The sequence below is a fragment of the Bacillus taeanensis genome (assembly GCF_003318295.1).
GTDB lineage: Bacteria > Bacillota > Bacilli > Bacillales > UBA6769 > Maribacillus > Maribacillus taeanensis.
In genome coordinates this window covers 185,701-202,328 of sequence record NZ_QOCW01000002.1, presented here as the reverse complement: position 1 = coordinate 202,328, position 16,628 = coordinate 185,701, and the positions used below count along the sequence as shown (strand labels likewise).

Annotated in this window: 15 protein-coding genes and 1 pseudogene; 6 read left to right on the top strand and 10 right to left on the bottom strand. The window is 35.2% G+C overall.

Translation table 11 applies throughout. From position 1 onward, the window contains the following. The first annotated feature begins 373 nt into the window (after window positions 1–373). Window positions 374–2,440, top strand: coding sequence for an AMP-binding protein (locus DS031_RS03400; RefSeq protein ID WP_113804529.1), 2,067 nt, complete (start codon window positions 374–376; stop codon window positions 2,438–2,440). 210 nt (window positions 2,441–2,650) lie between these two features. Further along, a complete protein-coding gene (locus DS031_RS03395) occupies window positions 2,651–3,382 on the top strand; it encodes a MerR family transcriptional regulator (protein ID WP_113804528.1) in 732 nt (243 codons plus the stop codon). 31 nt (window positions 3,383–3,413) lie between these two features. On the opposite strand, the gene DS031_RS03390 is transcribed toward DS031_RS03395, so the two are convergent. Then, window positions 3,414–4,196, bottom strand: coding sequence for a DUF1189 domain-containing protein (locus DS031_RS03390; RefSeq protein ID WP_113804527.1), 783 nt, complete (start codon window positions 4,194–4,196; stop codon window positions 3,414–3,416). Between the two features lie 232 nt (window positions 4,197–4,428). Between DS031_RS03390 and DS031_RS03385 the strand changes: the two genes are divergently transcribed. Next, window positions 4,429–4,650, top strand: a complete 222-nt coding sequence (locus tag DS031_RS03385; RefSeq protein WP_113804526.1) for a hypothetical protein — start codon at window positions 4,429–4,431, stop codon at window positions 4,648–4,650. Window positions 4,651–4,850: 200 nt separating this feature from the next. Then, on the top strand, window positions 4,851–5,648 hold the full coding sequence (locus DS031_RS03380) for an HAD family hydrolase (protein ID WP_113804525.1): 798 nt from the start codon (window positions 4,851–4,853) through the stop codon (window positions 5,646–5,648). A 175-nt stretch (window positions 5,649–5,823) separates the two neighbouring features. Here DS031_RS03380 and DS031_RS24010 read toward each other — a convergent pair. The 6 genes and pseudogenes from DS031_RS24010 to DS031_RS03350 all read right to left on the bottom strand — a co-directional run. After that, window positions 5,824–6,030 (bottom strand): annotated as a pseudogene (locus DS031_RS24010) (aldehyde dehydrogenase family protein); the annotation flags it as partial. A 265-nt stretch (window positions 6,031–6,295) separates the two neighbouring features. Next, window positions 6,296–7,486, bottom strand: a complete 1,191-nt coding sequence (locus tag DS031_RS03370; protein ID WP_113804523.1) for an RNA-guided endonuclease InsQ/TnpB family protein — start codon at window positions 7,484–7,486, stop codon at window positions 6,296–6,298. A gap of 547 nt (window positions 7,487–8,033) precedes the next feature. After that, window positions 8,034–8,300, bottom strand: coding sequence for a phosphocarrier protein HPr (locus DS031_RS03365; RefSeq protein ID WP_113804522.1), 267 nt, complete (start codon window positions 8,298–8,300; stop codon window positions 8,034–8,036). 23 nt (window positions 8,301–8,323) lie between these two features. Beyond that, window positions 8,324–10,237, bottom strand: coding sequence for a PTS fructose transporter subunit IIABC (locus DS031_RS03360; RefSeq protein ID WP_113804521.1), 1,914 nt, complete (start codon window positions 10,235–10,237; stop codon window positions 8,324–8,326). Beyond that, window positions 10,234–11,163: a 1-phosphofructokinase gene (gene pfkB, locus DS031_RS03355; RefSeq protein WP_113804520.1), complete on the bottom strand. Its 930-nt coding sequence runs from the start codon at window positions 11,161–11,163 to the stop codon at window positions 10,234–10,236. The genes DS031_RS03360 and pfkB overlap by 4 nt, the downstream gene beginning before the upstream one ends. A 326-nt stretch (window positions 11,164–11,489) precedes the next feature. Then, window positions 11,490–12,029, bottom strand: a complete 540-nt coding sequence (locus DS031_RS03350; RefSeq protein ID WP_181832992.1) for a cysteine hydrolase family protein — start codon at window positions 12,027–12,029, stop codon at window positions 11,490–11,492. Window positions 12,030–12,187: 158 nt separating this feature from the next. On the opposite strand from DS031_RS03350, the gene DS031_RS03345 reads away from it, so the two are divergent. Further along, window positions 12,188–12,766, top strand: a complete 579-nt coding sequence (locus DS031_RS03345; RefSeq protein ID WP_113804518.1) for a YitT family protein — start codon at window positions 12,188–12,190, stop codon at window positions 12,764–12,766. Window positions 12,767–12,798: 32 nt separating this feature from the next. Here the strand turns inward: DS031_RS03345 and DS031_RS23460 are convergent, their stop codons facing one another. Continuing rightward, window positions 12,799–12,957 (bottom strand): hypothetical protein, encoded by a 159-nt coding sequence (locus DS031_RS23460; protein ID WP_181832991.1) that lies wholly within the window; start codon window positions 12,955–12,957, stop codon window positions 12,799–12,801. 210 nt (window positions 12,958–13,167) lie between these two features. Between DS031_RS23460 and DS031_RS03340 the strand changes: the two genes are divergently transcribed. Further along, complete coding sequence (locus DS031_RS03340) at window positions 13,168–13,815, top strand: HD domain-containing protein (protein ID WP_113804517.1); 648 nt, start codon at window positions 13,168–13,170, stop codon at window positions 13,813–13,815. A 360-nt stretch (window positions 13,816–14,175) separates the two neighbouring features. Here DS031_RS03340 and treR read toward each other — a convergent pair whose 3' ends face one another. Together treR and treC are read right to left on the bottom strand one after the other, a co-directional pair. Next, complete coding sequence (gene treR, locus DS031_RS03335) at window positions 14,176–14,889, bottom strand: trehalose operon repressor (RefSeq protein WP_113804516.1); 714 nt, start codon at window positions 14,887–14,889, stop codon at window positions 14,176–14,178. 26 nt (window positions 14,890–14,915) lie between these two features. Then, the gene (gene treC / locus DS031_RS03330; protein ID WP_113804515.1) at window positions 14,916–16,598 is read right to left on the bottom strand and encodes an alpha,alpha-phosphotrehalase; all 1,683 of its coding nucleotides are present in this window, start codon (window positions 16,596–16,598) and stop codon (window positions 14,916–14,918) included. Window positions 16,599–16,628: the final 30 nt, after the last annotated feature.

Genomic DNA, 16,628 nt, shown 5'->3' with positions numbered 1-16,628 from the left:
TTTACTCCCAAGAACCTCAAATGTTTTGCACATCTTCGTTATTTTATCCTCATAGCAATAGTTATAATTCTAATCCTTCTATAACTTCTATAAAAAAGGAATAATTAATAAAGACAGCGCAGTTGGATTGTTAATAGGCTCTTAAATATTACAATCTCACGCTTCATTTTGCGTGAGATTTCATTGTAATAGGAATTCCTTTTTTTGAAGCTTAAAACAAATATCGACAAGTTCTTTTGTTTTCCTGTAAGATAGAGATTGTATGCCTTTATGTGTTTAATTGCATTAATAAGCCGTAAATACTATATATAACAAAGCATTACATAAGACAGGACCTAAACGTTTTATTAATTGTATAAGGAGTGTATAAAATTTGTTATCCTTTTTAAATAAGCTGCGCACAAAAAAAATTGCACCCTCTTCCGCTCAAGAACGTGTTATTTTTATGTCAAACCATCTTTCAATGATGGACCTTTCCCTATTAGATGCCGCTCTTCCGAAGAAGGTTCATTTTGTTGTATTTAATAAAAGAGAATACGAATTAAATGAGAAAAACCTAAAAAATAGAAAAGTCACTGCTTTTGATCAATTAGATGCAAGTTCACTAATGAAAACGGTTAATCTAATTGAAGATGGAGAAGATATTCTTCTATTTCCTGAAAATCGAATTTCTAAAGCTGGTAATTTAATGCGCATTTACCCAGAAATTGCTTATATCGCTTATCGTACAAAAGCAGTTATTTATCCTATTTATATTAATAAGGAGCTGAAAGAACATGGGGCAAAATTACGCTTAGAATCATTTGTTTCCGGAACCCCTTCTATTTCTCTTGGCAGCTCTTTTTCACTTTCACAGTTTGAAAGCGCGAAAGGCGAAGAACAAAAAGAACGGCTTGCTCAAGTTATTTATAAAAAAATGGGGAATCATCAGCTAGAATGTCAACTTAAAAGAAATGTTAATCTTTTTGATGAGTTTTTAAAAGCCGATAAGTCCTATCGCGATCGAGATTTTATCATTAAAGATTTATCTGGGCAAATTTCTTACAATAAATTTTTATTATCTGTTCAAGTAATTAGCCAAAAAGTTGAACAGATGATTAATGAAGAGCGTATCGGCATACTGCTTCCGAATTCAATTGGTCATTCCCTACTTTTATTTGCTTGTTTCAAAAACGGTATCACCCCTGCAATTTTAAACTTTACAATGGGGGAACAAAATTTATTAGATTGCTGTGAAACAAGTGGACTAAAAACGATTGTAACGTCAAAGCAATTTATTCAAAAAGCAGGTCTTCAAGAACTTTTAAAATCATTAAGCGACAACTACCGGATTATTTATTTAGAAGATGTTAAAGAACAAATCTCTACAACAGATAAACTAACAGGATTAAAGAATAATACACTGTCACCAAAATCAGAAGCAAAAAGTAATGAAATTATATTATTTACTTCTGGAAGTGAGAGCAAACCAAAAGGAGTTATTCTCACACATCATAATCTCTTTGCAAACATCAAACAAGCATTAACTGTCATTGACTTAAACAGCAAGGATTATCTTTTTAATCCGCTGCCAATGTTTCATAGTTATGGACTTACAATTGGAACGATCCTTCCTTTAATTTCGAATATTCCTGTTTTTCTGCATCCTTCTCCTGTTCAGTATAAGGCTATACCCGAGTTAATTTATCAAGAGGATGCGACGGCACTGCTAAGTACACCAACTTTTTTAAATGGATACGGACGTAATGCCCATCCATTTATGTTTCATTCTTTACGTTATGTTATTACAGGAGCTGAAAAAGCTAAGGAAGAACTGAAACAAACATGGCAGGAAAAGTTTGGAATACGAATTTTAGAAGGGTATGGAGCGACTGAGGGAGCACCAGTCTTGGCTTTAAATACACCGCTTTACAATAAACCTGGTTCTGTTGGTCAGCTTCTTCCTGGAATTCAATATCATATCCAGCCGGTAGAGGGAATTCCAAAAGGGGGAACACTTCAAATTAAGGGGCCTAACCTCATGAAAGGTTATTTAATTCATGGTAAGGGGTTTATCCCCCTTGAAGATTGGTATGATACTGGTGATGTTGTGGAAGTTGACGAATTTGAATTTGTTACAATTACTTCTAGACTGAAACGCTTTGCAAAAGTTGGCGGGGAAATGGTTTCTCTCAATCTTGTTGAAAGCTTAGCAGGTGAGCTTTATGGTCATAATGATTTTGCCGCTGTAGCCGTATCTGATAAGCGAAAAGGTGAGCGAATCATCTTATTTACAACAGATAAAGAAACAAATGATCGAGTATTAAAAAAGCATATAAAAATGAAAAAAGTGTCCACACTATTAGTTCCTGCATCCATTGAACACATCGATGAAATCCCACTTCTTGGAAGCGGAAAAACAGATTATGTAACCCTTGAAAAACTTGCAGGAGGAAATTAAAAAAGAAGCACACAAAATTTTGTGTGCTTCTTTTTTATGAAAAACAGCTATTTCTGCTGAAACTCGTCTTCTTTCCACTTCTTTTGATAACTTTTGTCAACTAGCAGGAAAAACGCGATATAAATGCCAATACAGTAAAATAAACAATAACTAACTGCTCACTACCAAATAACATGCATAAATAAAAAACCATCTAAGGAGGGCTTTATTATGAGGAGGAGTCCATCAACAACTTATACAATGAAAGAAGTAAGTCGAAAACTGAAACTCCCAACTGGGACATTACGTAAGTGGGAACAGGATTTTCAATTAATTTTAGAAGTTCCCCGAAGCAGAACAGGTGCCAGATATTATACAGAGCAAGAAGTTGAAACCCTTCTTCAAATAAAACAGATGCGCTCTAAACACCTAAGTATATCAACAATTTGCTCTTTACTAAATAATAGCTCAGAAGAAAACGAAAAAGAATCCGCAGAATCTCCTGTTCCTCTATCAGTAAATGATGCTCCTACAATTCAACAAATTATTCAAAATGATGATGGCAAAACATTAGACGATTTAAAAAAGTTGATGGAATCTTTTGATGCATTAAAGGATGAAATGATTAAAGAAGTACGTGAAGAAATTCGACAGGAAGTACGACAAGAAGTGCTTCAAGAAGTAAAGAAAGAAATTGCCTCTTCCACTCAAACACAAACAATGATTATTAACGAATCTGTTTCACATACAACAAAAGAAATTCAAAACCTTTCTAAGTCCGTTGAAAATCAGCAGAAAATGTCTCAACAGCAAATTGAAGAAGAACGTGAAGTTAACCGTCAGGATATTATAAGACGGGAAGAACAGTTCATAGAATTTGTTAAAACTCATCGCGAGATTGCAGCTGCAAAACAAGAGCGAGAAAACCGGAAATTAAAGCGCCTTATTCCATTTTGGCGATAATAACAAGAAGGGAATCTAAGCGGATTCCCTTTTAAGACTCTTTTCCCCAATCATCTATATTTTTATATTGTTTTATCCCAAACCACATGTAAAGAAACACAATGCCGTAATAAAGATACCAAGGAGTTCCATACCAAAAAATAGAAAGCAATACATCGAGTATTACTGGAAGTGTTAAAGCATAAATTGCCATACTATAAAGCCCTCCAAAAGAAAGAGAAGCTTTTTCGATTGCCCGAAAAATTAGTGACATTACACTAATAACCAGAGCACTACTCATTTTTCCAATAAAGAAAAAGAAAAACATAAAAATTCCTGCAGCGGCACCAAGCCATTCAAGATAGGGCAGCCATGTAACGATATCTTCTTTTGTTAAATTGATCTCAAGTTCATTAAAAGTAAACTCCCGCTTTTCATAACTGCTTTCTTTCATTATTACGCGATCTTTTAAGACAAGAGCTCCCTCTTCATATTGATCTAAAACATCTGATGAGATTTCACCTGTTACATCAATCATAAATAAACTTGATTGCGTTTCTTCAAGCACCATTGGCATCTCGCCTTCAACAGAAAGTTCACCATTTTGAAGCGTAAACGCAGGGAGTTCCTGTTTTACTAGTTCATTAAATCCTCTAATCATTTGGCTAACATTATATCCAGTAATCACTGCATGTACCGTTCCTAATGTTAATGTAAGCAATACTAAATAAAGAAATGCTTTTCCTATCCCTTGCTTAATCATATCTGGATATTTACTAAACTGTGTCATACTATACCAAAGTTTAGTAAAAAAATTTAACTTCTGATCATTCATTTAGCACTTTCCCTTCTTTTCTACTTGTCTTTTTAGATTATCATACATTAATAGCTTGACATAACCTTTTATACGACACTAACCTCTCAAAAAGAACGATGCAAGCAAATTTCTTATAAAAAATTATAATTTTCTGATTTTTAAAAAGGTTTTTATTTTATACCGGCGAATACTCTTATATAAAGAAAGCGTTTTCAAACTCTACATTATTTTGAAAGGAGAATCGGCTATCATGTTAAGTGCGAGACATGAAGAATACCAGTCTAATCCTGAAGCCGGTCTAATGAGCAGAGAACAAATGAGAAGGTATAATAAATTATTTCTCGACTTCCAGGGGTTTTTTAACCGTCCTTTAACACATAAAGAACGAAACTTTATTAAATGGATTGTTGTAAAGGAGATTGAAGTTGAACCATTTATCCTGTCATCTGAGCAAACTGTATCCAATCACTAAACGCACATAATCCCGTTGTTTCGTATGATCACTAACGAAGCATCGGGATTTTTATTATTTCGACTATAAATTTTTAAATAGTTACGCTTTAATTTGAAATTTTAATAAAACTACCGATGCCACTTCCCTTTAGAGATGGTATGATAAATAGTGTGAAAATATTTTAAACCATAGAGATAAGAGAAAAGGAGAAGAAACCAATGATTAAAGCAGTATTTTTTGACCTCGATGACACATTATTATGGGATAACCAAAGTATTCAAGAATCATTTGATAATACTTGTAAAGCAGCACAAGAAAAGTATAATCTCGATCCAAAGCAGTTAGAAGAAGCTGTTCGCAGTGCAGCTCGTGAACTTTATGCGACATATGAGTCTTATGAATTCACAAAAATGATTGGCATCAATCCATTTGAAGGCCTTTGGGGAGATTTTCTAGAAGGAGAACATGAAGGATTTCGTCAGCTTGAGAAAGTTGCGCCAACATACAGAAAAGACGCATGGACACAAGGATTAAAAGCATTAGGTATTGATGATCCAGCATTTGGTGCTAAACTTGCTGAAACATTCCGCTCAGAGCGTCGTAATAAGCCTTTAGTTTATGATGAAACATATAAAGTGCTTGATGAGTTAAAAGGAAACTATCAACTTCTTCTTTTAACAAATGGTTCACCTGACCTGCAAAAAACAAAACTTGATGGTGTTCCTGATCTTGTTCCTTATTTTGATCATATTGTCATTTCTGGTGATTTTGGACGCGGTAAGCCTGATCCTTCTTTATTTAACCATGCCCTTGGATTACTTGAATTAAAACCAGAAGAAGTAGTAATGGTTGGGGATAAACTAACAACTGATATTCTTGGTGCCACACGTGTTGGGGTTCATTCTGTTTGGATTAATCGCGAAAACAATGAACGCGATGATTCTATTGCCATCCCTGACTATGAAGTTAACAACTTAGAAGAAATCCATGAAATTCTTAATGAATTAAATAAATAAATAAATGAATTAAGCCGCTCTTTGTAATGGGAAGAGCGGCTTTGTTTAGTCTCCTAATAATTTTTTTATTATTTTCAACCCATATTTGCTGGATGGATAACGAAATGCAAAATCAAATTTTGTCGTTTGTTTTACAACCGTTTCTGCAATCAATTTCTTAATTAATCTTGATACGCGTAAGTTCAGAAAGCTTTAATACAGCACAATTACCAGCTGATATCGCTCCGATTAACGGAGCCAACTGGAGCTGAAAAGGATAATTCCATGGTGCAAGTATTAAAACACTTCCATGAGGTTCTTTCATTATATAACTTAATGAACCAATATGAGAAAGCGGGATTTTTACCTTTTTTGGTGTTGACCATTTTTTAAGATGCTTAAGCGATGAACCTCCCCTCCCTATCGCTTCGCGCTTGAGGAAGGGGTTTCCTGTTTGAAGTTCACAAGTCCAAAAGCCGTCCCAGCTGGAACAAGTGTCACCAACACTGCCTTTATACTTGGAACCAAACATCCCTTTTGGGGATAGTGGTCTTTCCGTTTCGTGTCTCCCGACAGAAAACTGCCACCGTAGGCAACTTGTGCGTTTCACAACGAACAAGGGGCGGTTCTGCCCGTCTACTACTTCCTTTCAGCAGAAAAAGGTCTTCTTAAGCTGAAGAGGCAGGTTGTAGATACGTCGGTCGTAAATAGATCGGATTATGAAGCGGATAATCGATCATCTTCCCATACAGCTGTTTGGTGAGAATGTTCCTTGCGCCATGAAGATCCCGATGTTCTTTATAACCGCATGGACACTGATAGGTTCGACGGCTTCCTTTTTTGCGGTTTCCACAAACGGGGCACGTTTGGGACGTAAAATGCTCGTCAACTTTTTCAATCGTGATCCCTCTTGCTTTTAGTTTATAGACAAGGAGGGCATACAGCTTTCCAAAAGACCAATTCGACAGCTTTTGATTCGTCTTTTTGCTTTTTTTCCTTTTCGTGTTTCGCTGAACCCCTTCTACATCGCCGATGACGACATGATTAACGTCATGTTGAAGACACCAGTCCACGAACTGTTTCGTTGTTTTATGAAGCGCGTCCTTTAGTTGTTCGTCACTTTTAGACAGCACATATTTTTTGGCGCGGTTGTATTTTCTCCATTGTCTGGAATCTTTTTTACAGCGGCTCATCAGCCTCTGCAGTTCTGTTAGTTTTTTATTTCGTAAACGGTGGATGCTTCTTAGGTAGCGGCCGGTGATCACGAGGCTGTCACCGTTTTCGGTTACACTGGCAATGGTGTGAATTTCTCCGGGGTCGATACTTGCGGATCGTCCTTGTTGTTTAGGGGGTTCTTCCTCGGTATTGGTCTCATAGGAAAGACAAATCAACCATTTTCGATCAAAAACTAATTCGACTTCTTTCACGTTTCCTGGAGGGACTTTAGGCAGTTTAAGTGTTAATCTCGACTGACGTTTTCCCTTCCATATTCCTAATGAAAGGGTCATTTTCTTTCCTTGGAGTGTAAACGATTCTCCGACCCATTTGGGGTTGAATACAAATTTATGCTTCCAAGGATAGCGGACATTGAACCCTGCTTTTCTCGCTTTTTGCGCCCCTTCTCTTGCTTGAAGGAATTTATGAGCGACAGCTTGAATCGTTTGACTGTGAAGGGGATAGAGCCCTTTTATTTCCTTTTGAAGATCGCTTTTGGTAATCCATCCACCACCGAGCCGGTAATAATAACGAGCGATTTGCACACATTCATTCCAAACAACGGCACAAAGCCGGCGGATGTCAAACAACTTTTGAATGGCAGCAGCAGAAGCAGAAAACGGGACTTTCATCGTTCGATACATGGGCTTCACCTCCATACCTTCATTTTATCATCCGGAACAAATGTTTGCATATAGGAAAATCTTATTATTTTTATTTCTGAATACCAAAACAAAAAAGCGCCATTCATCCCCTACCTAAAATTCCATCGAATTTTTGAGGAAGGGGACTTCTGGCTGAATTTCGTTAAATTAATTTCTTCTAATAAAAAACCTATTTCGGTTACATAAGCTTCATAATGGGACTTATTTAAATCTTGTTTTAAGGAAAGAAGAATTTCATTTTCATATTTTTTCTCCTTCACTTAAGATTAACTAGGTCACTTCCACTTAATTTGTGAACATGATTAGATGTCGAATTCTTATGGTGAGTCTATATAAGTCATTAACTTTCAGAATAGTAATGTGTCAAAATAAAATAATGAGCAAAATGAAAAGAAATATGATATTTATGTAGAATATTTTTTAAAAATCCCCTACACTATTTTTCGTGTAGGGGATACAATTACTTTCGACATTTTAAGCTAAAGAGTTCAATGATGAGTATTTCTTATATATTAAGTTATACGGATTAAACTCCAAGTTCTTCTTTTTTCATCACGTCACTAAGGGCATCCAATGCTTCCTCAGCATCTACACCTGATGCAGAAATTGTTACTTCAGCACCTTGAGGAACCCCTAAAGCCATTACACCCATAATCGATTTTAAATTAACATTTTTCCCATTAAAACCTAACTGCACATCGGCTTCAAACTTACTTGCTGTATTAACAAGAGCGGTTGCTGGACGTGCATGAATTCCAGCGTCACTCGTTACTTTAAATGTTTTTTCTGCCATTTTTCTTCCTCCTCATTTATCTGTTAAGCTGCGTTATTTTCTTTATTTTTTTGGTGTCCTTCAATTGGCTTTTTTAACAATCCAACCATTAGAGCTGTAACGATTGAGCCAATAACAATTGATACTACGTACATTAATGGATTTTCCACAACTGGGATAACAAATATCCCTCCATGCGGTGCAGGCAGACCTACTCCAAACATCATTGATAAAGCACCAGCTACTGCTGAACCAGCTACTGCTGAAGGAATTACACGACCAGGATCTGCAGCAGCAAACGGGATCGCCCCTTCTGTAATGAATGATGCTCCCATAATATAGTTTGTTTTTCCTGCTTCCCGCTCTGCTTTTGTAAAGCGATTTTTAAAGAACGTTGTTGCAAGTGCAAGTCCAAGTGGAGGTACCATACCACCCGCCATAATCGCTGCGTGCGGCGCATAGTTTCCAGCATCAATCATTGCAATCCCAAATGTGAACGCTGCTTTGTTAATTGGACCACCCATGTCAATTGCCATCATACCACCTAAAATCAAACCAAGAAGAACAAGATTTCCAGTCCCCATACCCTGTAACCAAGATGTAAGACCATCGTTTAATGCTTTTACAGGGTCAATTACAATAAACAGCATAATTAAACCAGTAATTAAAATACCAAACAGTGGATAAAGTAAAACAGGCTTAATACCTTCTAATGCGCTAGGCAATTTTGAAAAAGCTTTTTTCAATCCAACTACTACGTAACCAGCTAAGAAACCGGCAATTAAACCACCTAAGAAACCAGCACCGCCCGTTGCAGCCATAAATCCACCAACCATACCAGGAGCAAAACCAGGTCGATCAGCAATACTCATTGCAATAAATCCAGCAAGAACTGGGATCATTAAGCCGAATGCATTACCGCCTCCAATTGTCATGAGTGCTTCTGCAATTGGATGATAAGACGGATCTTCAGGATCAAACGCTTTAATACCAAACATGAATGATAAGGCAATTAGTATACCACCACCAACAACGAATGGCAGCATATTGGATACACCACTCATTAGATGCTTATAAAATCCTGAACGCTGCTCTTTATTTCCTGAACTTTTAGAACCTTCTTCACTGCTAGAACCTTGGAATACTGGTCCATCCTGTTTTAGCGCACGTTCGATTAGATTTTGAGGTTCACGAATTCCTTTTGCAACAGCAACTTGAATCACATGCTTACCTTTAAAACGCTCCATTTCAACCTGCTTATCAGCAGCAACGATTATCGCTACAGCGTTTTCAATATCTTCCTCTGTTAAAACATTTTTTGCTCCACCAGAGCCATTTGTTTCAACCTTAAAGTCTACACCCATTTCTTTCGCTTTCGCTTTTAAAGCGTCAGCTGCCATATAAGTATGAGCAATCCCAGTCGGACAAGCTGTTACAGCAAGGACTTTCCCTTTAGCACTTTTTGTTTCTTGTGTTTCTGTCGGCTCTTCTTCTTTTAAAACTTCCTGTTCTTTTTCATCAATCGCTTTTAGAAGTTCATCAACAGAAGCAGCTGCCATTAATTTTTGACGAAAGGTCTCATCCATTAAAAGTGTTGATAAGCGAGATAATGTTTCTAAATGTGCATTATTTGCTCCTTCACTTGCAGCAATCATAAAAAATAAGTGGCTTGGCTGTCCATCAAGGGCTTCATAATCAATTCCTTCACCCGAACGACCAAAGGCAATGGAAGGTGTTTTAACGGCCTTTGTTTTCGCATGTGGAATCGCAATGCCTTCACCAATTCCTGTTGTGCTTTGTGCTTCTCTTGCTAAAATTGCTTCTTTATATAATTTTCGGTCACTTAATCTTCCTGCTTGATCAAGCTTATTTACTAATTCATCAATAACAGTCTCTTTTGACGTTGAAGTTAAATCGAGGATCACTGTGTCTCTTTTTAATAACTCTGTAATTCTCATATTTTGGCCCCCTCTTTTACATTTTTTATTTGTACTTCACTTATTAACTCTTCAATTAATTCTTTTGTGCAGAAGCCTTTGGAAAATGCAGAAGCACTTCCTGCCGTTACACCGTAGCGAAAAGCTTCTGTTAAATCGCCATTGGTCACGTAAGAAACTAGAAATCCGGCTACAACAGAATCACCTGCCCCTACAGAATTTTTAACCTCTCCCTTTGGAACATTTGCATAATAGACTTGGTCTTTTGTAAAGAAAAGCGCACCCATTCCTGCCATTGAAACAACAACATGTTCCGCCCCCATCTCAACAAGCTTTCTGCCGTATGGAACAGCTTCTTCAACACTCGTGATGGATACATTAAACAATTCAGCTACCTCATGGTGGTTAGGTTTAATAAAAAAAGGTTTAAGCTGTAATACATCAGCTAATGATTGACCTGTTGTATCTACAACTACTTTAATGCCTTTATTAACTAATCTCTCCATAACGTTTTTATAAAGTTGAGCTGGCAAAGAATGAGGAATGCTTCCAGCTAGAACGAGAATATCATCACGTTTTAATTGATCAAACTTCTCCATTAACTGTTTCAATTCTTTTTCAGTTATTTTAGGTCCAGCTGCATTAATCTCTGTTTCCTGATCAGCTTTTAATTTAACATTAATGCGCGTGTCTCCGTTAACCGTTACAAAATCACAACCAATTTGCTCATTTTGCAAATACTCTTCAACAAAACGTCCCGTAAAGCCTCCAATAAAGCCTAATGCTTTATTTTTTATTTCTAAACCATTTAAAACACGTGAAACATTGATTCCCTTTCCTCCAGGAATTTTTGCCTCTTTTGTAATACGGTTTAATTCACCAAGTTGAATACAGTCAGCTTCGACAAGATAATCAACAGAAGGATTTAGCGTACATGTATAAATCATTAGTCGTTACCACCTTTTATGAAGTTTTTGTCATGTCTAATGCTAAATTTATTTCATCCATTTTGACTATTTTTGAATGATTTTAATTTCATTATTAGTTCCGGTACTAAAACTTCAATTTTGATAATAATTTATAACCTCTTTTATTATAAGATTACCGTGTTTATTTCTTATCCTTAGTATAATGTAATCACTTTCAAAAATCAATCAAAAACTATCATTTTTTTTAAAAAACAACCATTTTATATTATCATAAAATTAAATATGTTCAAAAACATTCAAAATAAAAAGCCTTTTTGCTATAGTTTAAGCAAAAAGGCTTTTTATTATTTAACTTCTGTTTTAAATACAATTTCCATATGTTCTAAAAAAAGCTCATGATTTTCAGTAAAAGTTGCCATTTGCTTCTTTAAAGCAACCGTTTTATAACCTCTAGCATAAGCACCATATGCAGTAAGAAAATTACAAATATCTGTACAAACACCTGTTAAATGAACTTTAGTTACACTACGTTCTTTTAACTCTTCATCTAAAGTTGTACCGAAAAATGCATCATATTCAGGCTTACCAACATAAATAACGTTCTTATTATATTTATGTTCTTCATACCATTCACTTAATTTCCCATATAACTTCTGTCCATATGTTCCCTTTACATTGTGGGCAGGCCATAAATCAAAGTGAGGATCATTTTCTTCGTGTTCATCCATACAAATGGCAACAACTTGATTATTAGCTAAAAATTTGTTTGCTGTTTCAATGATAGCTGGAACAATGCTTTGTGCAGGTTTTCCTACTGTTAAACTGCCGTCATCTGAAACAAAATCATTACTCATATCAATAATTAATAGTGCTTCCTTGCTCATTATCCTCACCGCTCTTTCCCACATATTCGTTATCCTAAGCATAACAATGTTATTTACATATGACAAGACACACTTAAATATGATAAATGGAATGATATTATGAAGAGCATGGACATATTCTTTCAATGAGAAGATTGAAAGAAATGAGGACGATATAAATGATCATAAAACTACTTTCCATTATTATAGGAAGCATTTTTATAGCTGCTGGAATTAATGGCTTACTTGTCCCATACCATTTGCTTGATGGGGGAATTATCGGAATCAGCTTGATTTTTAAGTATATTTTTGGCTTTCATACTGGTTTAACGATTATCTTACTTAGTATTCCTATGTATGTTTTTGCTTGGTTTTTTGCACGGCCTTATTTTTATAACAGCTTACATGGTTTATTAGCTTCTTCTTTTTTTATTGATTTCCTTTCACCCATGCAGTTTTTAAACCAGCCCCCTATTTTTTTAAGTGCCTTAATTGGAGGGTTTTTAGTTGGCACAGGAATTGGCATTATGCTTCGTCAAGAAACAAGTACAGGTCCAATTGATTTATTAGCTCAATTTATCGCAAAGATCACAAATGTTAATGTAGGAATTATTATTTTAATCATTGACAGCATTATCCTCTTATTTGGAGGATATATGATTGGTGGTCATTCTTTTTTATATTCGATTGTTACAGTAATCGCAGTAGGTATTACGACAGCATTTTTTACGATGAAAACTCCTGTATCCGTAAAGTAAAGAAAAGCACGTCTGACGCGTGCTTTTCTTTACTACTTACTTTTACGAGCATATCTCGGTTCATTACGCCGCTTACGACGGTTAGGATGATCGTTATTACGTCCCTTTTGCTGACCTTCTGAATGAAAATCATCTGCAAATTCTGTATCAGTCTCCTGTGGGTTACCTCTTAAGTTCTTGTTATTTGTCATAGTAGGTATCTTCCTTTATTATTTTTTATAATGCAATCACTACTTATTAACATAACAAATAGGAGAATTTCTTATACTTTAAGCTCTCATTTATTTATTTTTTTATCCTTTTGCTGAATTTCATACATATCATGTACAACAAAATTGACAACTATAATATTTTTAATCATCATTAATATTAAATTTAAAAATATGAAAGAGGAATTCGAAATGAACGAAAATTACGTGATTCAAAATACTCAATTATATGTAAAAAACATTTTAGAAAGTGAAGGAAGCGGTCATGACTGGTTTCATATTGAACGTGTCACAAAAACAGCAGTCACTATTGCTGAAAAAGAAAATGCTAATTTATTTGTTTGTGAATTAGCAGCCCTTCTTCACGACATAGCTGATGAGAAAATTTGCGGCGATGAGCAAAAAGGATTAGGCATAGTTCGTGAATGGCTTTCTTTACAGGAAGTTCCTGAAAATACAATAGACCATGTGCTTCAAATTATTTCTAAAATGTCTTTTAAAGGTGGAAACAACCTACCTCTAAAAAGCTTAGAAGGAAAAATAGTTCAAGATGCTGACCGACTAGATGCAATTGGTGCGATTGGAATTGCTCGCTGCTTTGTCTATTCAGGGGCAAAAGGTCAGCTTATCTACGACCCAGCGCTTAAACCGCGAGCAGAAATGACAAACGAAGAATACCGAAAAGGAAAATCAACAGCAGTCAATCACTTTTATGAAAAACTTTTAAAACTTAAAGGTTTAATGAACACAAAAGAAGGAAAACGTCTTGCAGATGAACGACACCTTTTTATGGAGAATTTTTTAAAACAGTTTTATAAAGAGTGGAATGGAACACAATAAAGCGAATGATTATGATCATTCGCTTTATTAATCGATATAACATTCGAAAATAATATCTAGATCTCCTATTTATAAAATACAGGATTTTTCTTTTCAACACGAACAGTTCCTTTATATTCCACGTGGTGCCAGCTGTATCACTTTAATGTCCGCAGCTGGCTTTCGGACTTTTATACAGGAAAATTTTAATCGTCCTGTATAATGTTCACACACAATATTATAGTGAACAATTATTAATAGTTTATTAAGTATTTATTAATTTTATGTATAGAATCATTTAATTTTAGCTATTAACGGCTTTCCAATAAGTAAAAACCAGATGGGTCACCTGGTTTTTACTTTGGCCTGTATTTTGGTTTATTATCTGTTTCGTCTTGCAAAATCCACAAAACGAAATTTATCTGGACGATGGCGAGATTCTGTATACTGCAATAAACTTGTATCATTTAAATATACGTAATTTTTAACAACAACAATATTATGAAACCCTTCTAAATCAAGATACATACGATCTTCCTCAGTTGGCTCTTCAACAATAATTTCCTTTTTGGCAAAGCTGATCATTAACCCTAGCTCATTTTCAAGATATTCATAAATGGAGTTTTCACAAATTGCTTTTGTTAATTTAGGAACATGTTTTGTCTGAAAATAATCTTTATCTAAAATAATTTTTTCATTATTTACTTCCCGTGCCCTGACAACTTTCCAAACCTTTTCTTTTTTTGATACATTTAAGTGAGTTCTAATTTCTTCATTCGGGTAAATAGTTTCTAAATCATGGACGATTGTTCGCCAGTTTTTGCTCATTTTTTGCGCAAGCTCTTTAAAACTTACCAACCCTGATACTGGAAATTCAAATTTACTTAAATCAAGCACAATAGAGCCTTTTCCCCTTATTTTTTGAATATAACCATTTTGAGCTAAAAGCGTTAAAGCTTTCCTTATTGTTTCCCGAGAAGTTTTATATTGTTCTGCCAATTCATTCTCTGAAAGCAGTTTTGTATTAGGTCTAATGACACCATTTTCAATTTGACCTGCTAATTCATTGTATATCACTAAGAACTTGTTTCTCATCTTTTATCACCGATTCTATTGTACCACTATTGTTTCAAGTGATAAACAATCGACTCATATGGTCTTAGTAAAATATGTTTACATGCTTTCGGTGAATCCGAGTAGTTCGAAATCATTACATCATTTTGATAATTTTGAATATTAATACTGTTTGGCAGTTCAAATGTTGTTTCTTTTCCATAAAAATTGTTGATTACAAGAAGCTTTTCATTTTTATAATTTCTAATATAAGCAAAAATCTCTGGATGATCCTCTAAGATAAGTTGATAATCTCCTGTAGTAATAATATCGTATTCTTTTCTTAATTGAATAAGCTTTTGATAATGATAAAAGACCGAATTTTTATCTTCCAAGGCATTTTTCGCATTTATGTTCTTATAGTTTGCAGCTGGATGAATCCAAGGAGTTCCCGTTGTAAAACCTGCATTTTCACTACTATTCCATTGCACAGGTGTACGTGAATTATCACGAGATTTCCGCTTTAAAATTTCGATGATCTCTTCTTCTGACCTTCCTTCTTCTTTCATAATTTTATACATATTTAATGATTCAACATCTCGATAGTCCTCAATGCGATCAAATTTCGGATCGGTCATTCCAAATTCCTCACCTTGATAAATATACGGCGTTCCCTGCATCATATGAATGGTAGTTGCGAGCATTTTGGCCGCTTCATTATGATATTTACCATCATCTCCATATCTAGAAACGATTCTTGGCTGGTCATGGTTGCACCAGAATAATGCATTCCAGCCCCCACCTTTATACATTTCAATTTGCCATGTCGATAATATTTCTTTCAATTTTAGAAAATCAAAGTCTCCAATCGCCCATTTTTCTCCATTCGGATAATCTACTTTTAAATGATGAAAATTGAACGTCATGCTGAGCTCCTGACGCTCTGGGTTTGTATAGTTAATACAATGGTCAATAGTTGTAGAAGACATTTCCCCAACAGTCATACTATCGTATTTAGAAAACACCTCACGATTCATCTCCTGCATATACTCATGGACACGAGGTCCATCAGTATAAAACTTCCTTCCATCTCCAGGCGGCATAGAGCCATCATCATCAGGAAACCGTTGATCTTTGGAAATAAGGTTAATCACATCTAAGCGGAAACCATCTACACCTTTTTCAAACCAAAAATGCATCATATTGTATACCTTTCGGCGCACTTCTTTATTTTCCCAATTTAAATCCGCTTGTGTCACATCAAATAAATGAAGATAATACTGTTCTGTTTTTTCATCATACTTCCATGCAGAGCCGCCAAATTTCGAAATCCAATTTGTTGGCTCACTTCCATCCTTTGGATTTTTCCAAATATAAAAATCTCGATACGGATTTGCTTTTGATTCACTCGCCTTTTTAAACCATTCATGCTCTGTTGATGTATGATTCACTACAATATCCATAATTACTTTAATATGACGCTTATGAGCTTCTTCTAATAATCGATCAAAATCTTGCATCGTTCCGTACTCTTCATGGATATTAAAGTAATCGCTAATATCGTATCCGTTGTCTCGCTGCGGGGATTTATAAATTGGCGTAAGCCATATAACATCTACACCAAGTTCATTTAAATAGTCAAGCTTTTCAATAATACCTTGTAAGTCTCCAACACCATTTCCGGTTGTATCATTAAAACTTTTCGGATAAATTTGATAGACGACTGATTTTTTCCACCACGGCTGCTTCATTCTCAACACCACCACTTTTTATTTTTTCTT